The 15,666-nt window shown below is 49.3% G+C and carries 13 protein-coding genes; 11 read left to right on the plus strand and 2 right to left on the minus strand.

All coding sequences use genetic code 11. From position 1 onward, the window contains the following. Window positions 1-22 precede the first annotated feature (22 nt). Window positions 23-2,671, plus strand: a complete 2,649-nt coding sequence (gene alaS, locus AB1K62_RS01700; RefSeq protein WP_367000735.1) for an alanine--tRNA ligase — start codon at window positions 23-25, stop codon at window positions 2,669-2,671. On the opposite strand, the gene AB1K62_RS01705 is transcribed toward alaS, so the two are convergent. Continuing rightward, window positions 2,655-4,463 carry a cation:proton antiporter gene (locus AB1K62_RS01705; protein ID WP_367000737.1) on the minus strand — a complete coding sequence of 603 codons (1,809 nt, stop codon included), beginning with the start codon at window positions 4,461-4,463 and terminating at the stop codon, window positions 2,655-2,657. The two genes, alaS and AB1K62_RS01705, sit on opposite strands and share 17 nt — an antisense overlap. A gap of 356 nt (window positions 4,464-4,819) precedes the next feature. Then, window positions 4,820-6,040 carry an NADP-dependent isocitrate dehydrogenase gene (locus tag AB1K62_RS01710; RefSeq protein WP_367000738.1) on the minus strand — a complete coding sequence of 407 codons (1,221 nt, stop codon included), beginning with the start codon at window positions 6,038-6,040 and terminating at the stop codon, window positions 4,820-4,822. 181 nt (window positions 6,041-6,221) lie between these two features. Between AB1K62_RS01710 and AB1K62_RS01715 the strand changes: the two genes are divergently transcribed. From AB1K62_RS01715 to rseP, 10 genes are all read left to right on the plus strand, one after another. Beyond that, on the plus strand, window positions 6,222-6,956 hold the full coding sequence (locus tag AB1K62_RS01715; protein ID WP_367000740.1) for a phosphatidylserine decarboxylase: 735 nt from the start codon (window positions 6,222-6,224) through the stop codon (window positions 6,954-6,956). 33 nt (window positions 6,957-6,989) lie between these two features. After that, complete coding sequence (locus AB1K62_RS01720; protein ID WP_367000741.1) at window positions 6,990-7,781, plus strand: phosphatidylcholine/phosphatidylserine synthase; 792 nt, start codon at window positions 6,990-6,992, stop codon at window positions 7,779-7,781. Between the two features lie 610 nt (window positions 7,782-8,391). Then, on the plus strand, window positions 8,392-9,243 hold the full coding sequence (rpsB, locus tag AB1K62_RS01725) for a 30S ribosomal protein S2 (protein WP_367000743.1): 852 nt from the start codon (window positions 8,392-8,394) through the stop codon (window positions 9,241-9,243). 138 nt (window positions 9,244-9,381) lie between these two features. Continuing rightward, window positions 9,382-10,305 carry a translation elongation factor Ts gene (tsf, locus tag AB1K62_RS01730; RefSeq protein ID WP_367000745.1) on the plus strand — a complete coding sequence of 308 codons (924 nt, stop codon included), beginning with the start codon at window positions 9,382-9,384 and terminating at the stop codon, window positions 10,303-10,305. Window positions 10,306-10,465: 160 nt separating this feature from the next. Further along, window positions 10,466-11,188 carry a UMP kinase gene (pyrH, locus tag AB1K62_RS01735; protein ID WP_367000746.1) on the plus strand — a complete coding sequence of 241 codons (723 nt, stop codon included), beginning with the start codon at window positions 10,466-10,468 and terminating at the stop codon, window positions 11,186-11,188. 20 nt (window positions 11,189-11,208) lie between these two features. Next, window positions 11,209-11,766: a ribosome recycling factor gene (gene frr / locus AB1K62_RS01740; RefSeq protein WP_367000747.1), complete on the plus strand. Its 558-nt coding sequence runs from the start codon at window positions 11,209-11,211 to the stop codon at window positions 11,764-11,766. Between the two features lie 26 nt (window positions 11,767-11,792). After that, window positions 11,793-12,530, plus strand: a complete 738-nt coding sequence (locus tag AB1K62_RS01745) for an isoprenyl transferase (protein ID WP_367000749.1) — start codon at window positions 11,793-11,795, stop codon at window positions 12,528-12,530. 3 nt (window positions 12,531-12,533) lie between these two features. Continuing rightward, the gene (locus tag AB1K62_RS01750; RefSeq protein WP_367000751.1) at window positions 12,534-13,340 is read left to right on the plus strand and encodes a phosphatidate cytidylyltransferase; all 807 of its coding nucleotides are present in this window, start codon (window positions 12,534-12,536) and stop codon (window positions 13,338-13,340) included. After that, entirely contained in the window at window positions 13,337-14,509 is a 1,173-nt protein-coding gene (locus AB1K62_RS01755; RefSeq protein ID WP_367000752.1) for a 1-deoxy-D-xylulose-5-phosphate reductoisomerase, read from the plus strand. Before AB1K62_RS01750 ends, AB1K62_RS01755 begins: the two co-directional genes overlap by 4 nt. Continuing rightward, window positions 14,506-15,630: an RIP metalloprotease RseP gene (gene rseP / locus AB1K62_RS01760; RefSeq protein ID WP_367000754.1), complete on the plus strand. Its 1,125-nt coding sequence runs from the start codon at window positions 14,506-14,508 to the stop codon at window positions 15,628-15,630. Before AB1K62_RS01755 ends, rseP begins: the two co-directional genes overlap by 4 nt. The last annotated feature ends 36 nt before the right edge of the window (window positions 15,631-15,666 follow it).

Raw genomic sequence — 15,666 nt, forward strand, 5'->3', positions numbered from 1 at the left:
AGGCGTCGCCTAAGTCGAATCCATGATTACAACCAATGATATAAGACGCTCTTTTCTGGAATTTTTTAACGAGAAGGGACATGAAATTGTCCCGTCTTCTCCATTGATTCCGCATAATGACCCGACATTAATGTTCATTAATGCCGGTATGGTGCCTTTTAAAAATATTTTTACTGGAGCAGAAAAGAGTAAATTTCTCACTGCAACATCTAATCAGAAATGCGTCCGCGCTGGCGGCAAGCATAATGATCTGGATAATGTCGGCTACACGGCCCGCCACCACACATTTTTTGAAATGCTCGGCAATTTTTCCTTTGGTGATTATTTCAAGGAACAGGCCATTCATAACGCATGGGAATTGATCACAAAAACATGGGAAATCTCTCCTGATCGCTTGACTGTGACTGTCTATCATACGGATGATGAAGCTTTTGATTTGTGGCGAAAAATCTCTGGACTTCCCGAAGAGCGGATTATTCGCATAGCCAGCAATGATAATTTCTGGTCCATGGGCGATACCGGACCTTGCGGACCATGTAGCGAGATTTTCTACGACCATGGCGAAAATATTTTTGGCGGGCCACCCGGCAGCCCGGATGAAGATGGCGACCGCTTTGTTGAAATCTGGAATCTGGTGTTCATGCAATATGAACAGGATGGGACTGGCAACCGCATTGATCTGCCAAAGCCGTCAATTGATACCGGCATGGGTCTGGAACGTGTCGCTGCGGTTATGCAGGGCACTCATGATAATTATGACATTGATCTGTTTAAAGCCCTGATTGCTGAATCCGGGACTCTAACAGGAACCGCCACGACGGGCGATAATCAAGCCAGCCACCGTGTAATAGCTGATCATTTGCGTGCTTCATCATTTCTGGTTGCTGATGGCGTGTTGCCGGCCAATGAAGGCCGCGGTTATGTGCTTCGGCGGATTATGCGCCGCGCCATGCGCCATGCCCATCTTCTGGGTACGAAAGACCCGTTGATGCACCGGATGGTTGGTGCACTGACCGGTGAGATGGGCAATGCCTTTCCCGAATTGATTCGTGCGAAACCGTTGATTGAGGAAACTTTGCTGCGGGAGGAAACCAATTTCCGCAGGACGCTCGACAAGGGGCTCAAGCTGCTCGATGCCGAAATTACTGGTATGGAAGAGGGGGACACTTTGCCCGGTGCAACAGCCTTCAAGCTGTATGACACTTATGGCTTCCCTTATGATCTGACCGAAGATGCCTTACGCACAAAGTCTCTGGGGATTGACCGCGAAGGTTTCGATAAAGCCATGGAAGAGCAGAAAGCAGCCGCTCGCGCTGCGTGGAAGGGCTCTGGTGATCAGGCTTCCGAAGCCATCTGGTTCGATATTGCCGAACGCGAAGGTAGCACCGAATTTACCGGATATAGCGCAGAGGCCGGTGATGCCATGGTCATAGCTTTGGTCAAAGATGGTGAAGAGGTGCGCTCTGCTAAGGCGGGGGACAAGCTCATTATGTTGACCAACCAAACGCCTTTCTATGGCGAAAGTGGTGGTCAAATGGGCGACAGCGGTCTGGCAACAGGTGAGGGCGGGTTTGCCGCAGATATTTCAGATACAAGCAAGCCGCTCGGCCGTCTTCACGCACATCATTTAACCATCAAAGATGGCGCTGTTTCTGTAGGTGACACCGTCCATTTGATAGTGGATTGCGCCCGGCGGACCCAGCTTCGCGCCAATCATAGCGCGACCCATTTGCTCCATAAGGCATTGCGTCAACATCTTGGCGATCATGTTACACAAAAGGGCAGCCTAGTCGCGCCGGACCGCTTGCGTTTTGATTTCTCTCATACATCAGCCCTGACGGATGAAGAGATTAAAGCGATCGAAGCGGATGTGAACGCACAGATTCGCGGTAACAGTGCCGTGGTGACTCGTCTGATGAGCCCCGATGATGCCGTCGCGGCAGGGGCGCTTGCATTATTCGGAGAGAAATATGGCGATGAAGTCCGTGTTTTGTCGATGGGATTGGATGATGATAGCGATTATTCAGTCGAGCTGTGCGGGGGGACGCATGTCAACGCTCTGGGTGACATCGGATTGATGGTGATTGTCTCTGAATCCGCTGTATCCAGTGGTGTTCGCCGGATAGAAGCCCTCACCGGGGAAGCGGCCCGGTTGTGGTTGAGCGCGCGTGATAGCAAATTAAAATCTATCGCCGCGACGCTGAAAGCCTCTCCCGATGAACTGTCGGAGCGTGTAGCCGCTTTGGTGGAGGACCGGAAAAAGCTCAATCGTGAGCTGACAGAAGCAAAAAAAGCATTGGCTTTGGCAGGAGATGGCGGCTCTTCGCCCTCTGCTGAAATGGAAATGATCGGTGATGTTACATTCAGCGGACAAGTCATCAATGGCTTGAATTCTAAGGAACTTCGCGGCTTAATTGACGAGACCAAAAAGAAAATAAGTAGCGGTGTCACCGCCTTGATCGCTGTTAATGATGGCCGGGCAACAGTTGCCGTTGGCGTTACCGATGATATGACAGACAGGCATAGCGCGGTTGATCTAGTGCAGGCTGCGGTTGCAGCTGTTGGTGGTAAAGGCGGTGGCGGCCGGCCTGATATGGCGCAGGGCGGTGGTCCTGATGGGGATAAGGCTGAAGATGCTCTTAAAGCTATAAAAGCTATACTTGCGGGTTAAGCTTTTCTGTAGCAATTCTGCTGGAATCCATTTCTGATGATTTCAGTTTGGGTTCATTTTCCAGATCGCCATCTTTTTGTATCTTGCGACGGATTTCATCGCGTTTTTCATGGATTGAAGCAATGACAGGGCCCATGGCTACGCCATTTTCGACCAATATAGCTTCTGAAAGCTGTAGCGAGCCTTCCAGCGCTTCGGGTACAGCATTGGTAGCACCGGCTTTATAAAGCTCCGCTGCATGCTCGGTATCGCGTGCTCTAACGATGATAGGAAGATCCGGAACCCATGCCCGCACCCGCTTGACGATTTGGACTGACAATACCGGCTCATCCATAGTGAGCACCAGTGTTTTGGCATGGCCCAGCCGTAACCGGTCAAGCATGCCATTTCGCGCAACATTGCCAAAGATCATCGGATAGCCGTCCCGTTTAGCCTCTGCAACAACATCAATATTGGTTTCTATGGCTAGGTAATCCTGATCATGCGCTTCCAGCATATCTGCAACCAGACGGCCCACCCTGCCAAAGCCTATGATTATTGTTTTTCCTGCATCAATGACTTTATCATCGGTTGCAGCGATGTTCTCTCCGCGCAGCTCGATCCGCCGGGCCATATCATGTCCAAATCTTGCTAATAAGGGGGTGATGGTCAAGCCAATCGCAGTGACTATCTGCCAAAAAGCAGCCGTTTGCGGTTGGATGAGCTGAGCCTGTGTGGCGGCGGCCAAAACAATCAAGGTGGTTTCTGACGGGCTGGCCATCAATACGCCTGCTTCCGTAGCGGTGCCGGCTCCTGCGCCTGCAAAACGCAGAAGCCCGCCGGTGACGACAGCTTTAATTACAACAACGCCAACAACTGCAATCATCAGGCTAGCCCAGTTTTCCAAAATCACGCGAAGATCAATTTGCATGCCGACCGTGATAAGAAATACGCCTAGTGCAAGTCCTTTGAAAGGCTGGGTGATGACTTCTACTTCGCCATGATACTCTGTTTCTGCGATCAGCAAGCCCGCCAATAAAGCGCCGACAATCGGTGAAAGGCCGGTGGCGGCGGTCGCAAGGCTCGCAAGGATGATGACAAGCAAGCTAACGGCCAGAAACAGTTCAGGGCTTTTTGTCCGGGCCGCCTGAGCAAATATACGGGGCAATAGTAGTCGCCCAAGCACCAGCAGGCCGATGATAACGGCGGCGCCGAGAACCAGTGTATTGACCAGCTCTTCCCACGATGATCCGCTAGCATAGGTGGGAGCAAGTGCACCGAGCAAAAAGATGATCGGGACGATGGCGACATCCTCGAACAATAGCATGGCCAGTGCTGCCCGCCCCACAGGGCTTTTTGTTCCCGACATGGGAAGTACCAGTGCCGTTGATGAGAGAGCAAGCGCAAGGCCAAGGCCCAACGCTCCGGCAGAACTTTGCCCGAGCATATATAGTACAAAGCCGATAATTAGCGCAGAAATGATAAGCTCAGCCGCTCCAACTCCAAAGACGAGCTGCCGCATCGACCATAGCCGCTTGAAAGAAAGTTCTAGACCGATTGAGAAGAGCAGCATGATTATACCGAACTCGGCAAATGGTGCGATAGCTTCTCGATCGTTGATTGTGACAAATCTCAACCAGTCATATTGACCAGATAACGAGCCAAGTGCCGAGGGGCCAAGCAATACGCCTACAAGGATAAAACCTATAATCGGTGTAATTCGGAAACGGGCGAAAGCAGGAATAACTATCCCTGCCGCACCCAAGATTACGATAGCGTCTATAAAAGCTGGATTTCCGAGCGGATTATGCATGCAGCGACTCTATAGGCGAGAACAATGCGATTTGTCAGCAACTTACATGAAAGAAGGATATTATGGTCGATCTAAACCATGATATTCTGATGGTAGCTGATAGTTCTACAGAGATGATAGCGGGATTGCTGTTCGCACGAGTAGCCGATTGCAGCAGTTTCTAATCACCGGAATATAGTGAAGCGATATAGTAACGCACAGTAAAATTATCGTTTGGTTGCTTCGCTGCGTAAGGCCAATTGTAATGCCGCTAAGCCTGTATAGCTTAGTTATGGAGAAGTTCCGAGCGAGCTATTAAATAGGGAATCGGGCGAGTGGATATTCACTCGCCCGAAATTCCCGTTAATCAGGAATGATTATTTCCAGTTTTCCATTTCCGTTTCAAGATTGGAGCGAACCGCTTCAAAGAATTGTTCGGTGGTCATCCAACTTTGGTCCGGGCCAATAAGAATAGCGAGGTCTTTTGTCATATCGCCATTTTCAACCGTCTGGATGCAGACTTTCTCAAGTGTTTCGGCAAAACGCGTGACTTCTGGTGTTTCATCGAATTCACCACGGTAAATCAAGCCGCGCGTCCAGGCAAAAATTGACGCAATCGGGTTGGTCGAGGTCGCTTTGCCTTTCTGATGCTGGCGATAGTGACGCGTAACCGTACCATGAGCCGCTTCAGCTTCTACAGTTTTTCCGGTCGGCGTCATCAAAACAGAGGTCATGAGACCAAGCGAGCCAAAGCCTTGGGCAACCGTGTCAGACTGTACGTCACCATCATAGTTTTTACATGCCCATACAAATTTTCCGCTCCATTTCATGGCTGCTGCAACCATGTCATCGATCAAGCGATGTTCGTAGGTAATTCCGGCCTTATCAAATTTCGTTTTAAATTCGGTTTCAAAAACTTCTTCGAACAGATCCTTGAAACGCCCGTCATACGCCTTCATGATGGTGTTCTTTGTTGAAAGATAAACCGGCCAATTACGATTCAAACCGTAATTCATCGAAGCACGGGCAAAATCGCGAATTGAGTCGTCCAGATTATACATTGCCATGGCGACGCCGGGTGACGGAAATTGGAAAACCTCTTCATCAATCTTGGTTCCATCATCGCCATCAAAGACCAAGCGAAGTTTACCTGGGCCAGGCACTTTGAAATCAGTTGCGCGATACTGGTCACCAAAAGCATGCCGCCCAACAACAATCGGGTCGGTCCAGCCAGGCACCAGACGGGGGACATTGTCGATCACGATAGGTTCACGGAATACGACGCCGCCCAATATGTTACGGATAGTACCATTTGGTGACTTCCACATCCGTTTGAGGCCAAATTCTTCAACCCGGGCTTCATCCGGTGTGATGGTTGCGCATTTAACACCGACACCGTGCTTTTTTATAGCATTGGCAGCATCTACTGTGATTTTGTCATTCGTATCGTCGCGTACTTGAATAGCGAGATCGTAATAATGGAGGTCAATATCCAGATAGGGTTCAATCAATCTTTCGCGGATCCATTGCCAGATGATGCGCGTCATTTCATCGCCATCAAGTTCGACAACCGGGTTTTTGACCTTAATTTTAGACATAGTAGAGTGTTCTTTCCTGCAAGCAATGTTTATCGAAGCATTCAGTGGGAGGATTCTAAGATGAGGGTCTCTTAGCAAAGATCGCAATATGTTCAACCATCTGTTCAAAACTCTGATAGTTAACGCAGCAAATCTACCTCACAGTATTGTCAGGGTGGAACACTACTCCTAAGGAACAGCTATGGCGATAGAGAAATATTCTAACAAGGGGCTTGGCGAAGCTAAATGGGCTTTTCCACCTGTTCACCCTGAGGGTCGCAAGTTCGCGATTATCGCGGCTGCGATTACTGCGGTCTTTGCATTATTCGCGTGGGAAACTCTGGCATGGCCGATGGCCGGTATCACCTTATGGGTTCTGGCATTTTTTCGGGACCCGAAAAGGGTGACGCCACTTGATGATAAATATATTGTCGCGCCTGCCGATGGACTGGTCAATTTAATCATGCCGGTAGTCCCCCCTGTAGAATTGCAGGGTGAGGGTGGTCTGGGTGATGAAGAACTGATCCGTGTTTCTATCTTTATGAGCGTTTTTGATGTGCATATTAACCGCACGCCGATTGAAGGAACGGTAAAAAGGCAGGCATATATCTCTGGCAAATTTCTGAACGCTGATCTTGATAAAGCCAGTGACGAAAATGAACGGCAGCATTTTATGATAGAGCGTAATGACGGCTTGAAAATTGGGTTCACTCAAATTGCAGGACTGGTTGCCAGGCGAATTATGTCTTTTGTAAAAGAGGGTGATTTCGTAGCAGTTGGACAACGAATCGGGCTGATCCGTTTTGGCAGCAGGGTGGATGTTTATTTACCCAAAGGAACAACGCCGAGCGTAGTTTTAGGTCAGAGGTCAATTGCTGGCGAGACTATCATTGCCGAAGTTGGTCAAACAAAAGAGATTGAAGGCGTTGGTCAATGATTGACAGGCCTGCATCACAGGACACCATGACAGATGGTAAATAAAAAACGCATGATACGTAACGAAAAGGGCATTTCTTTACGTGCCTTTGCGCCCAATGCCGTAACTGCATTGGCGCTATGTGTCGGTTTAAGTGGTGCGCGCTTTGCATTCATGGAGAATTGGGTTCTCGCTGCCGGTGCGGTTGTGCTTGCGGGTATATTGGACGGACTTGATGGCCGTATTGCCAGATTGCTCAATGCTCAAAGCCGGTTTGGTGCCGAACTGGATTCTCTCTCGGATGTGATTGCATTTGGTGTAACTCCGGCGTTGATCATGTTCTTCTGGTCGCTGCAGCATATGCCGCAATTTGGCTGGGTGCTATCTTTGACTATGGTGGTGGGCTGCGCATTGCGACTTGCCCGATTCAACGCCCGGATTGACGATGATGACCAGCCTCATAAATCAGCGGGATTTTTAACCGGTATTCCGGCTCCTGTTGCGGCAGGACTTGCGATGCTTCCGCTCTATCTTTGGGTGATTACGGGGCAAGAGCCATTCCGTCATTATGCTGTAGTTGCGCCGTGGATTGTATTAATTGCTTTTTTAATGATTTCAAACACCGCGACATATAGCTGGTCATCGCTTCGGCTACGCAAAAATATCCGTCTGGAAGCGCTGGCCGGTTTTGCTTTGCTTGGCGTTGCGCTGATTACCAATCCTTGGATAACTCTTAGTGCGATCAGTATATTTTATATAATCCTCATCCCGTTCAGCATTCGTAGCTATGCAAAAGTTAAGCGGCAGCGCGCAATGGAGCCGGTTGATACCGAGAGCAGCGTCTAGTCGCATAGGGTTTATTTATGCGTGTGCGATATTGTGGCAAAGATATTGAACCCTTCATGGTTTTTTCGCCAAGCTCCGCCGAAATCACCGCCTTTATTTTATTCTGATAGCTATGGATCATCATAATAATTATGAGAAGTGATCCTGTCAGAGCGAGAGCAAAAAAGCCTGTGATCGCGATTGTCAGCATGTCAATATCCAGTGTGTTCTTAATGTAATCCCTCTATGTTCTATCTCTGTTCTACTTGTCAAGCGCTATATGCCAAGCGCCATATGAATATGGTGCAATGTTATTACGTCCTAAGTTTAACCCGTTAGATCTGAACTATATGTGGTCGCGCACGGATGAGCTCTGGTTTTCTGACACTCTACAGCGGTCTCGTGACGTATCCCTTGTCGCTAACCCAGTAGAACAACGATATGCTTAACTAGTTTACGAAGTTGCCCTAAACCTTTCATTGATACACTTTGTCCTTGCGTTTTACTTCGCTGCGCTTTAACGGCACGCTCATTCCACATGGAAAGCACTCATACCGGTGCCGATACCGATCTTTCAGGTCGCTTGAGGTTCTCAGCTTTCCAGAGGCATAACCGGAAAAGGAGAAATATTATGGCGGCCCCTGTCGTCACCCTACAGCAATTGATTGAAGCCGGATCGCATTTCGGCCACCAAACCCACCGTTGGAACCCAAAGATGAAGCCATATATCTTTGGTGCGCGCAACGGCGTCCATATTCTCGATCTGTCGCAGAGCGTTCCTTTGTTCGCTCGCGCGCTTGATTTCATTGCTAATGCAGTGTCGTCAGGCGGGAAGGTTCTGTTCGTTGGCACAAAGCGTCAGGCGCAAGAGCCTATCGCAGAAGCAGCGCGCGCAAGCGGCCAGCATTTTGTTAACCATCGCTGGCTTGGCGGTATGTTGACTAACTGGAAAACCATTTCCAATTCCATTCGCCGGATGAAGACGCTCGAAGAACAGCTTTCTGGCGACATGGCAGGTTTTACCAAGAAAGAAGCCCTTCAGATGACGCGCGAGCGTGACAAATTGGAGCTTTCTCTTGGCGGTATCCGCGACATGGGCGGTATTCCTGATGTGATGTTCGTTATTGACGCGAACAAGGAAGAGCTTGCAATCAAAGAAGCCAATGTTCTTGGTATTCCGGTTGTTGCTATACTCGATTCCAACGTTGATCCCAGCAATATCGCATTTCCGGTACCCGGTAATGACGATGCGGCCCGAGCAATTCGCCTATATTGCGAATCAGTAGCTGCTGCTGCAACCAAGGGTGGCCAAGACGCAGCTGTCGCGTCCGGCAAGGATTTGGGCGCTGAAGCTGTTCCTGCAGTTGAAACAATTGTTTCCAGTGAAGCCAATGCCAGCGCGATGGTCGCTGGTGAAGCAGCTGCCGTTAAAGAACTGGAAGCTGCTCCTGCTGAGGAAGCGGCCAAAGAAGCTGAGAAATAAGCGCACGGAAAAGCTTGAGCTTGAAGCGCCTTCGTTCAGTAATATATTGAACGCATAATGAATGACGGGGCGGCAATGCTGCCCCCTCATTTTTCGAGAATGTAATTCTCGCACACGAATATTTGAGGAATAAAGAACATGGCTATTACCGCAGCAGCAGTAAAAGAACTGCGTGAGCGCACCGGCGCTGGCATGATGGATTGCAAAAAAGCATTAGGCGAAACAAACGGCGACGTAGAGGCAGCAGTTGATTTGCTACGCACCAAAGGTCTTGCCGCCGCTCAGAAAAAATCAAGCCGAACCGCTGCGGAAGGACTGGTTGGCGTGGCAGTTTCCGGCACCAAAGGCGTCGCTGTTGAAGTGAATAGTGAAACGGACTTTGTTGCAAAGAACGAGCAGTTCCAGTCTTTTGTAAGTAATGTAGCTGAAGTAGCACTTGGTCTTGAAAGTGATGACGTCGAAGCTCTGAATGCAGCGAATTACCCTGGCGGTGACACAGTTCAGGACGCGTTGACTAATAATATTGCAACCATTGGTGAGAATCAGACTATTCGCCGGATGAAAACCATTGGGGTTAGCAGCGGTGCAGTTGTGCCATATGTTCATAATGCCGTAACCCCGTCTATGGGTAAGATCGGTGTTTTGGTCGCTCTTGAGAGTAGTGCCAGTGCGGATGTACTTGAGCCTCTTGGCAAGCAGATTGCCATGCATATTGCAGCTGCCTTCCCATTGGCATTAAATGCTGATGGGCTGGATCAGGATATGCTGGAGCGTGAGCGGTCGATCGCTAAAGAGAAAGCGGCGGAGTCCGGCAAGCCAGAAAATATCGTCGAGAAAATGGTCGATGGCGCAATGGCAAAATTTGCCAAGGAAAACGCGCTTCTTAGCCAGATTTTCGTGATGGATAATAAAACACCTATCGCACAGGTTGTGGAGCAAGCAGGCAAAGAAGCCGGTGCCGAGATCAAGTTGACCGAATATGTTCGTTATCAACTGGGTGAAGGTATTGAGAAAAAAGAAGAAGATTTTGCAGCAGAAGTGGCTGCAACACTTGGTAGCTAGATTTTAATATTGGGTGCCAAATAACGGTTTGGCGCATTAACACTTGGCGCAATGGCGCGGACTATCTATGGTCTGCGCCATTGTTGTATCAGGTGTCGATTTTGGTGCCATAATAGACAATAATATTGCATTGGCGCATGACAGTTTATGGGATATTTGCATGAAAAGACCAGCGTTTAAGCGCATTTTGCTCAAGCTTTCCGGCGAAGCTCTGATGGGTTCGGGGGAATTCGGTATTGATCCGGAGACCGTGAATCGGATCGCCGCAGAAGTGAAATCTGCCAAAGAGGCTGGTTATGAATTATGTCTGGTTGTGGGCGGCGGTAATATTTTTCGCGGGCTAGCTGCGGCGGCCAAAGGGTTCGACCGCACAAGCGCTGACTATATGGGAATGTTGGCAACAGTTATGAACGCACTGGCCGTTCAGAATGCTCTGGAACAAATAGGATGTGATACGCGGGTATTGTCCGCCATTCCGATGGCCAGTGTCTGTGAGCCCTATATCCGTCGAAAAGCTGTGCGACATCTTGAAAAAGGCCGAATCGTTATTTTTGCAGCAGGCACCGGAAATCCTTTTTTTACCACCGATACAGCAGCAGCATTGCGCGCGGCGGAAATGGGATGTGAGGCCCTTTTCAAAGGTACGAGTGTTGACGGGGTTTATAATGCTGATCCGAAAAAATTTCCAGATGCAGTGCGTTATGATGCGCTAAGCTTTGACCAGGTTTTGACCGATAATTTACAAGTTATGGATGCAAGTGCCGTTGCTTTGTGCCGTGAAAATAATATTCCGATTGTAGTGTTCTCAATCCGTGAGCAAGGCAATTTGGCAGGCGTTCTTGGTGGTGACGGAACAGCGACTATTGTTGGCGCAGCAAAATAGAAATCTGGGAGAAATATAGCATGGCGAAATATGATAAGGACGAACTGACGAAACGGATGCGGGCTACAATGGAAGCTCTAAAGCATGATTTAAGCGGTCTGCGGACAGGTCGAGCGAATACCGCTCTGCTCGATAATATTACAGTCGAGGTATATGGTGCTAGAATGCCGCTTAACCAGGTTGCAACAGTATCGGTTCCTGAACCCCGTATGCTGTCGATTCAGGTTTGGGACAAAAGCAATATTCAGCCGGTTGAAAAAGCAGTGCGGTCCGCTGGACTTGGGCTCAATCCCATGATTGACGGACCTAATATTCGGTTGCCGATTCCCGACCTAACCGAAGAACGCCGCAAGGAGCTAGCCAAGTTGACCGGGCAGTTCGCTGAAAAAGCACGTATCGCTATCCGGAATGTGCGCCGCGATGGTATGGATGCCCTCAAAGCTGACGAGAATAAAAAAGAAATCAGCGAAGATGACAAGAAACGTCTGGAAACAGAGGTCCAGAAGCTGACCGATGAAATGATCGCGGAAGCGGACGAGCTATCTGCCGCCAAGGAACAGGAAATACTGACGCAGTGAGGCTTGCGCCGTCCAATAAAGGATCAATGGATCCGGATACCGACGCCGCACAAGTGGCGAATCTTACCCATGGTGCGCGTCATGTTGCTATCATTATGGATGGAAACGGGCGCTGGGCAAAACGCAAGCATCTGCCGCGGTCGCTAGGCCATAAGAAGGGCGTTGAAACCGTCCGTAACATTGTCCGGATTGCGGGGGAGGTGGGCATTGAGGCTCTGACTCTTTATGCATTTTCTTCAGAAAACTGGAGGCGGCCCGCTGACGAGGTTTCTGATTTGATGGGATTGCTCCGTCAATATATTCAATCGGACATTGACGAATTTGACGAAAATGGTGTCCGGTTGAAAATAATCGGCAATTACAAGGCGCTGGATAACGACATTGTAGACTTGATTGATAACGCTCTAGCGCGAACTGCCGGTAATGACCGGATGACGCTGGCTATCGCGCTGAACTATGGCGCACAAGACGAAATGTTGCGGGCGGTTCAAACGATTGCAGCAGCAGTGAAGCGCGGTGAAGTTGAACCAGAACATATTAATGTAAGCCACATGTCTGGCGCACTGGATACGGCAGGATTGCCGCCGCTTGATTTGCTAATACGTACATCGGGCGAACTGCGATTATCCAACTTTCTTCTTTGGCAGGCGGCTTATTCCGAACTGTATTTTACCGAAACTTTATGGCCTGATTTCGACAAATCGGAACTGCTGCGCGCTCTGGAATCCTTCGGGAACCGAGAGCGTCGTTTTGGTGGTCGTTAAATTATGAGTGATCCCGTTAGCCATACAGATAAGCCGGTCAGCGATTTGCCGGTCCGGATTATTGTAGGGATTATATTGGTCGCAGTAACCGTAGCTACTCTAATTATTGGCGACCATCCGATTGGCAAGCATGCGCTCTGGTTTCTGGTGGTTCTCATGTCATTGGGTATCTTATCCGAATGGGCGGGGCTGACCGACCGTTTGAATAATAAACAGCTTGCTCTCTACGCCTTGTCGGTGCCCTTGGCGATCATGTCATTTTGGGCTGCAGGGCCATCTTTTCTGGCGTTGGGGTTAATTATCGGCGCAGCGATGTTCATTGCTGTATTTGATCGCTCCATACAACTTTCTATCGGAATATTTTATGCGGGGTTACCAGCGCTCTCTATCCTTTATCTCAGGGGCGTTGATAATGGACTGCTGATCGTTTTCTGGACACTTGCACTGGTGTGGGCGACAGATATCGGCGCATATTTTTCAGGCCGTGCAATTGGTGGACCAAAGCTGGCTCCGACAATTAGCCCGAATAAAACCTGGGCAGGTTTGGTCGGGGGGGTGATCTTGACAGCATTGTTCAGCTTCGCACTGCATGTATATTTTCAACTGCCTTTCATGCTCGTGATTCTCAGCATGCCTCTAGCCGTGCTCGCCCAGATGGGAGATTTGTTCGAGAGCCGAATGAAGCGTAAGGCAGGAGTTAAGGATAGCGGAAAGATATTTCCCGGTCATGGCGGAATAATGGACCGGCTGGATGGTTTAATTCCCGTAGCGCCGGTCGTTGCGATGCTCATATTGTTTGGCACCTTATGAGCACAGCATTACCAAGAACTGTTTCCATATTTGGGGCCACCGGTTCCGTTGGTACCTCTACGCTGGATTTAATCCGGCTGGATCGCAGCAATTATCGCGTCCTTGCATTGACGGCGAATAGCAATGCAAAACAGCTTGCCAATCTGGCCAGAGAATTTGACGCCGAGGTGGCTGTTATCGCCGATACCAACCAATATGGCACACTTAAAAACCTGTTAGCGGACACCAGTATCGAAGTCGCTGCCGGACCGGATAGCCTGATTGCGGCCGCTGCCCTTGGCGCTGATTGGACGATGGCTGCGATTGTCGGTTGCGTTGGACTGCCCCCGACATTAGCGGCATTACAGAGCGGAAAAACTGTAGCGCTGGCCAATAAAGAAGCGTTGGTTTCTGCTGGTGGACTTATGATGGCTCAGGCAAAGCAGGCAGGAGCGACGCTCTTGCCAGTGGATTCTGAGCATAATGCAATTTTCCAATGTCTTCAGGGCGGTCGTATTGATCAGGTCCGAAAAATAACCTTAACGGCAAGCGGTGGCCCTTTCCGGACGTGGTCCAGAGAGCAAATGGCATCCGTCACGCCTGAACAGGCTGTGGCCCATCCGAATTGGGATATGGGCGCAAAAATATCTGTCGATAGTGCTACGATGATGAATAAGGGGCTTGAGTTGATTGAGGCCCATCATCTGTTTCCGGTGGGCTTGGAGAATATTGACATATTGGTTCATCCCCAATCGGTCATCCATTCCATGGTGGAATATAAAGATTGTTCGACAATTGCGCAGCTGGGATCACCGGATATGCGTATTCCGATTGCCAGTGCGATGGCGTGGCCTGAACGTATGGTGACAGATTGTGCGCCATTAAACTTAGCTAAAATTGCCAAGCTGGATTTTGAAGCGCCAGATTATGAACGTTTTCCTGCGCTACAGCTTGCCCGCAACGCGATTGAGCGGGGCGGTGCGGTACCAGCGATTTTAAACGCAGCCAATGAAATCGCGGTTGCTGCGTTTCTGAAGGGTGATGTTCAGTTTCTCGCAATCACTGAGATTGTATCACGGGTTATTGATAGCTATAGCCCGCCGGAACCCATTAATCTTGCAGATATTTTCGAGATTGATAAAGAGGCGCGTGAACGGGCTATCGCCATGATTGAGGATGCTAGAGTTTGACTGGAAACCCGGGTATATTACTGACTTTATTTGCGTTTTTGCTTACGATTGGCGTGCTCGTTTTTATACATGAAATGGGTCATTATCTGGTTGGGCGTTGGTGTGGTGTAAAGGCCGACACTTTTTCGATCGGCTTTGGTAAAGAAATTATCGGCTGGAACGACAAGCGCGGTACACGTTGGAAAGTCGGAGCATTGCCACTTGGCGGCTATGTTCAATTTGCCGGTGATATGGATCCGGCTAGCACACCCGGTGAAGAATGGCTGAAATTAGCTCCTGAAGAGCGCAACCGGACTTTTCAGTCCAAATCTTTGTGGCAGCGCGCAGCAATCGTATTTGCAGGGCCAGCGATTAATTTTCTTTTTGCTATATTGATATTGGCCGGATTTGCGCTTGCTTATGGTGAAAGCGTTACACCGCCAGTAGTTGGCACAGTTGCAGAAAATTCTACCGCAGAAGCTATTGGTTTGAAAAATGGTGACAAAATTATTGAAATAGATGGCGATTCAATCACCCGTTTTTCCGACCTCTCCCGCAATATCTCGATTATTCCGGACAAGGAAGTCGTGGTCAGGTTTGAGCGCGACGGTTCGGTTATTACCAAAGAAGCAAAAATCGGCGTTCGCATTGAAAAAGACAGGTTTGACAATGAATATCGCATCGGTTTGCTAGGCATATCCCCTGGCAGCATAGAACGGCGGGACGTATCATTATGGGAAGCGCCCATAGTCGCCACACGCCAGACTGGCGAGATTGTCGATATGATCGTTACGACCTTGGGTCAGGTGATAAGCGGTCGGCGTTCTGTGAAGGAATTGGGCGGGCCGTTAAAAATTGCACAGGTTTCCGGTGAGCAATTTGTAGCCGGATTGAACCAGTTCATATTTTTTGTAGCGTTAATCTCAATTAACTTAGGGTTCATCAACCTCCTGCCAATCCCCATGCTCGATGGGGGGCATTTGATGTTCTATGCGATAGAGGCAGTGAGGCGAAAGCCCGCTAATCCTATGGTTCAGGAATGGGCTTTCCGATCTGGCTTTGCACTTGTTGTAATGTTTATGTTGGTGGTGACCTTTAATGATTTGGCTTCATTCGGACTGTTTAGAATATTATCGGGTTAATTGCCCGTTGATTGATCGGCTCGCATGGGGCAGGGG

It is taken from the genome of Parasphingorhabdus sp. JC815, from assembly GCF_040717415.1.
Taxonomy (GTDB): Bacteria; Pseudomonadota; Alphaproteobacteria; order Sphingomonadales; family Sphingomonadaceae; genus Parasphingorhabdus.

What these genes read in the sequence shown, in the direction of transcription:
- AB1K62_RS01710 (WP_367000738.1), bottom strand. Translation starts at nt 6,040, where the DNA reads ATGTCTAAAATTAAGGTCAAAAACCCGGTTGTCGAACTTGATGGCGAT.
- pyrH (WP_367000746.1), top strand. Translation starts at nt 10,466, where the DNA reads ATGAAAAGACCAGCGTTTAAGCGCATTTTGCTCAAGCTTTCCGGCGAA.
- AB1K62_RS01705 (WP_367000737.1), bottom strand. Translation starts at nt 4,463, where the DNA reads ATGCATAATCCGCTCGGAAATCCAGCTTTTATAGACGCTATCGTAATC.
- frr (WP_367000747.1), top strand. Translation starts at nt 11,209, where the DNA reads ATGGCGAAATATGATAAGGACGAACTGACGAAACGGATGCGGGCTACA.
- tsf (WP_367000745.1), top strand. Translation starts at nt 9,382, where the DNA reads ATGGCTATTACCGCAGCAGCAGTAAAAGAACTGCGTGAGCGCACCGGC.
- AB1K62_RS01755 (WP_367000752.1), top strand. Translation starts at nt 13,337, where the DNA reads ATGAGCACAGCATTACCAAGAACTGTTTCCATATTTGGGGCCACCGGT.
- AB1K62_RS01720 (WP_367000741.1), top strand. Translation starts at nt 6,990, where the DNA reads ATGGTAAATAAAAAACGCATGATACGTAACGAAAAGGGCATTTCTTTA.
- AB1K62_RS01750 (WP_367000751.1), top strand. Translation starts at nt 12,534, where the DNA reads ATGAGTGATCCCGTTAGCCATACAGATAAGCCGGTCAGCGATTTGCCG.
- AB1K62_RS01715 (WP_367000740.1), top strand. Translation starts at nt 6,222, where the DNA reads ATGGCGATAGAGAAATATTCTAACAAGGGGCTTGGCGAAGCTAAATGG.
- AB1K62_RS01745 (WP_367000749.1), top strand. Translation starts at nt 11,793, where the DNA reads ATGGATCCGGATACCGACGCCGCACAAGTGGCGAATCTTACCCATGGT.
- rpsB (WP_367000743.1), top strand. Translation starts at nt 8,392, where the DNA reads ATGGCGGCCCCTGTCGTCACCCTACAGCAATTGATTGAAGCCGGATCG.
- alaS (WP_367000735.1), top strand. Translation starts at nt 23, where the DNA reads ATGATTACAACCAATGATATAAGACGCTCTTTTCTGGAATTTTTTAAC.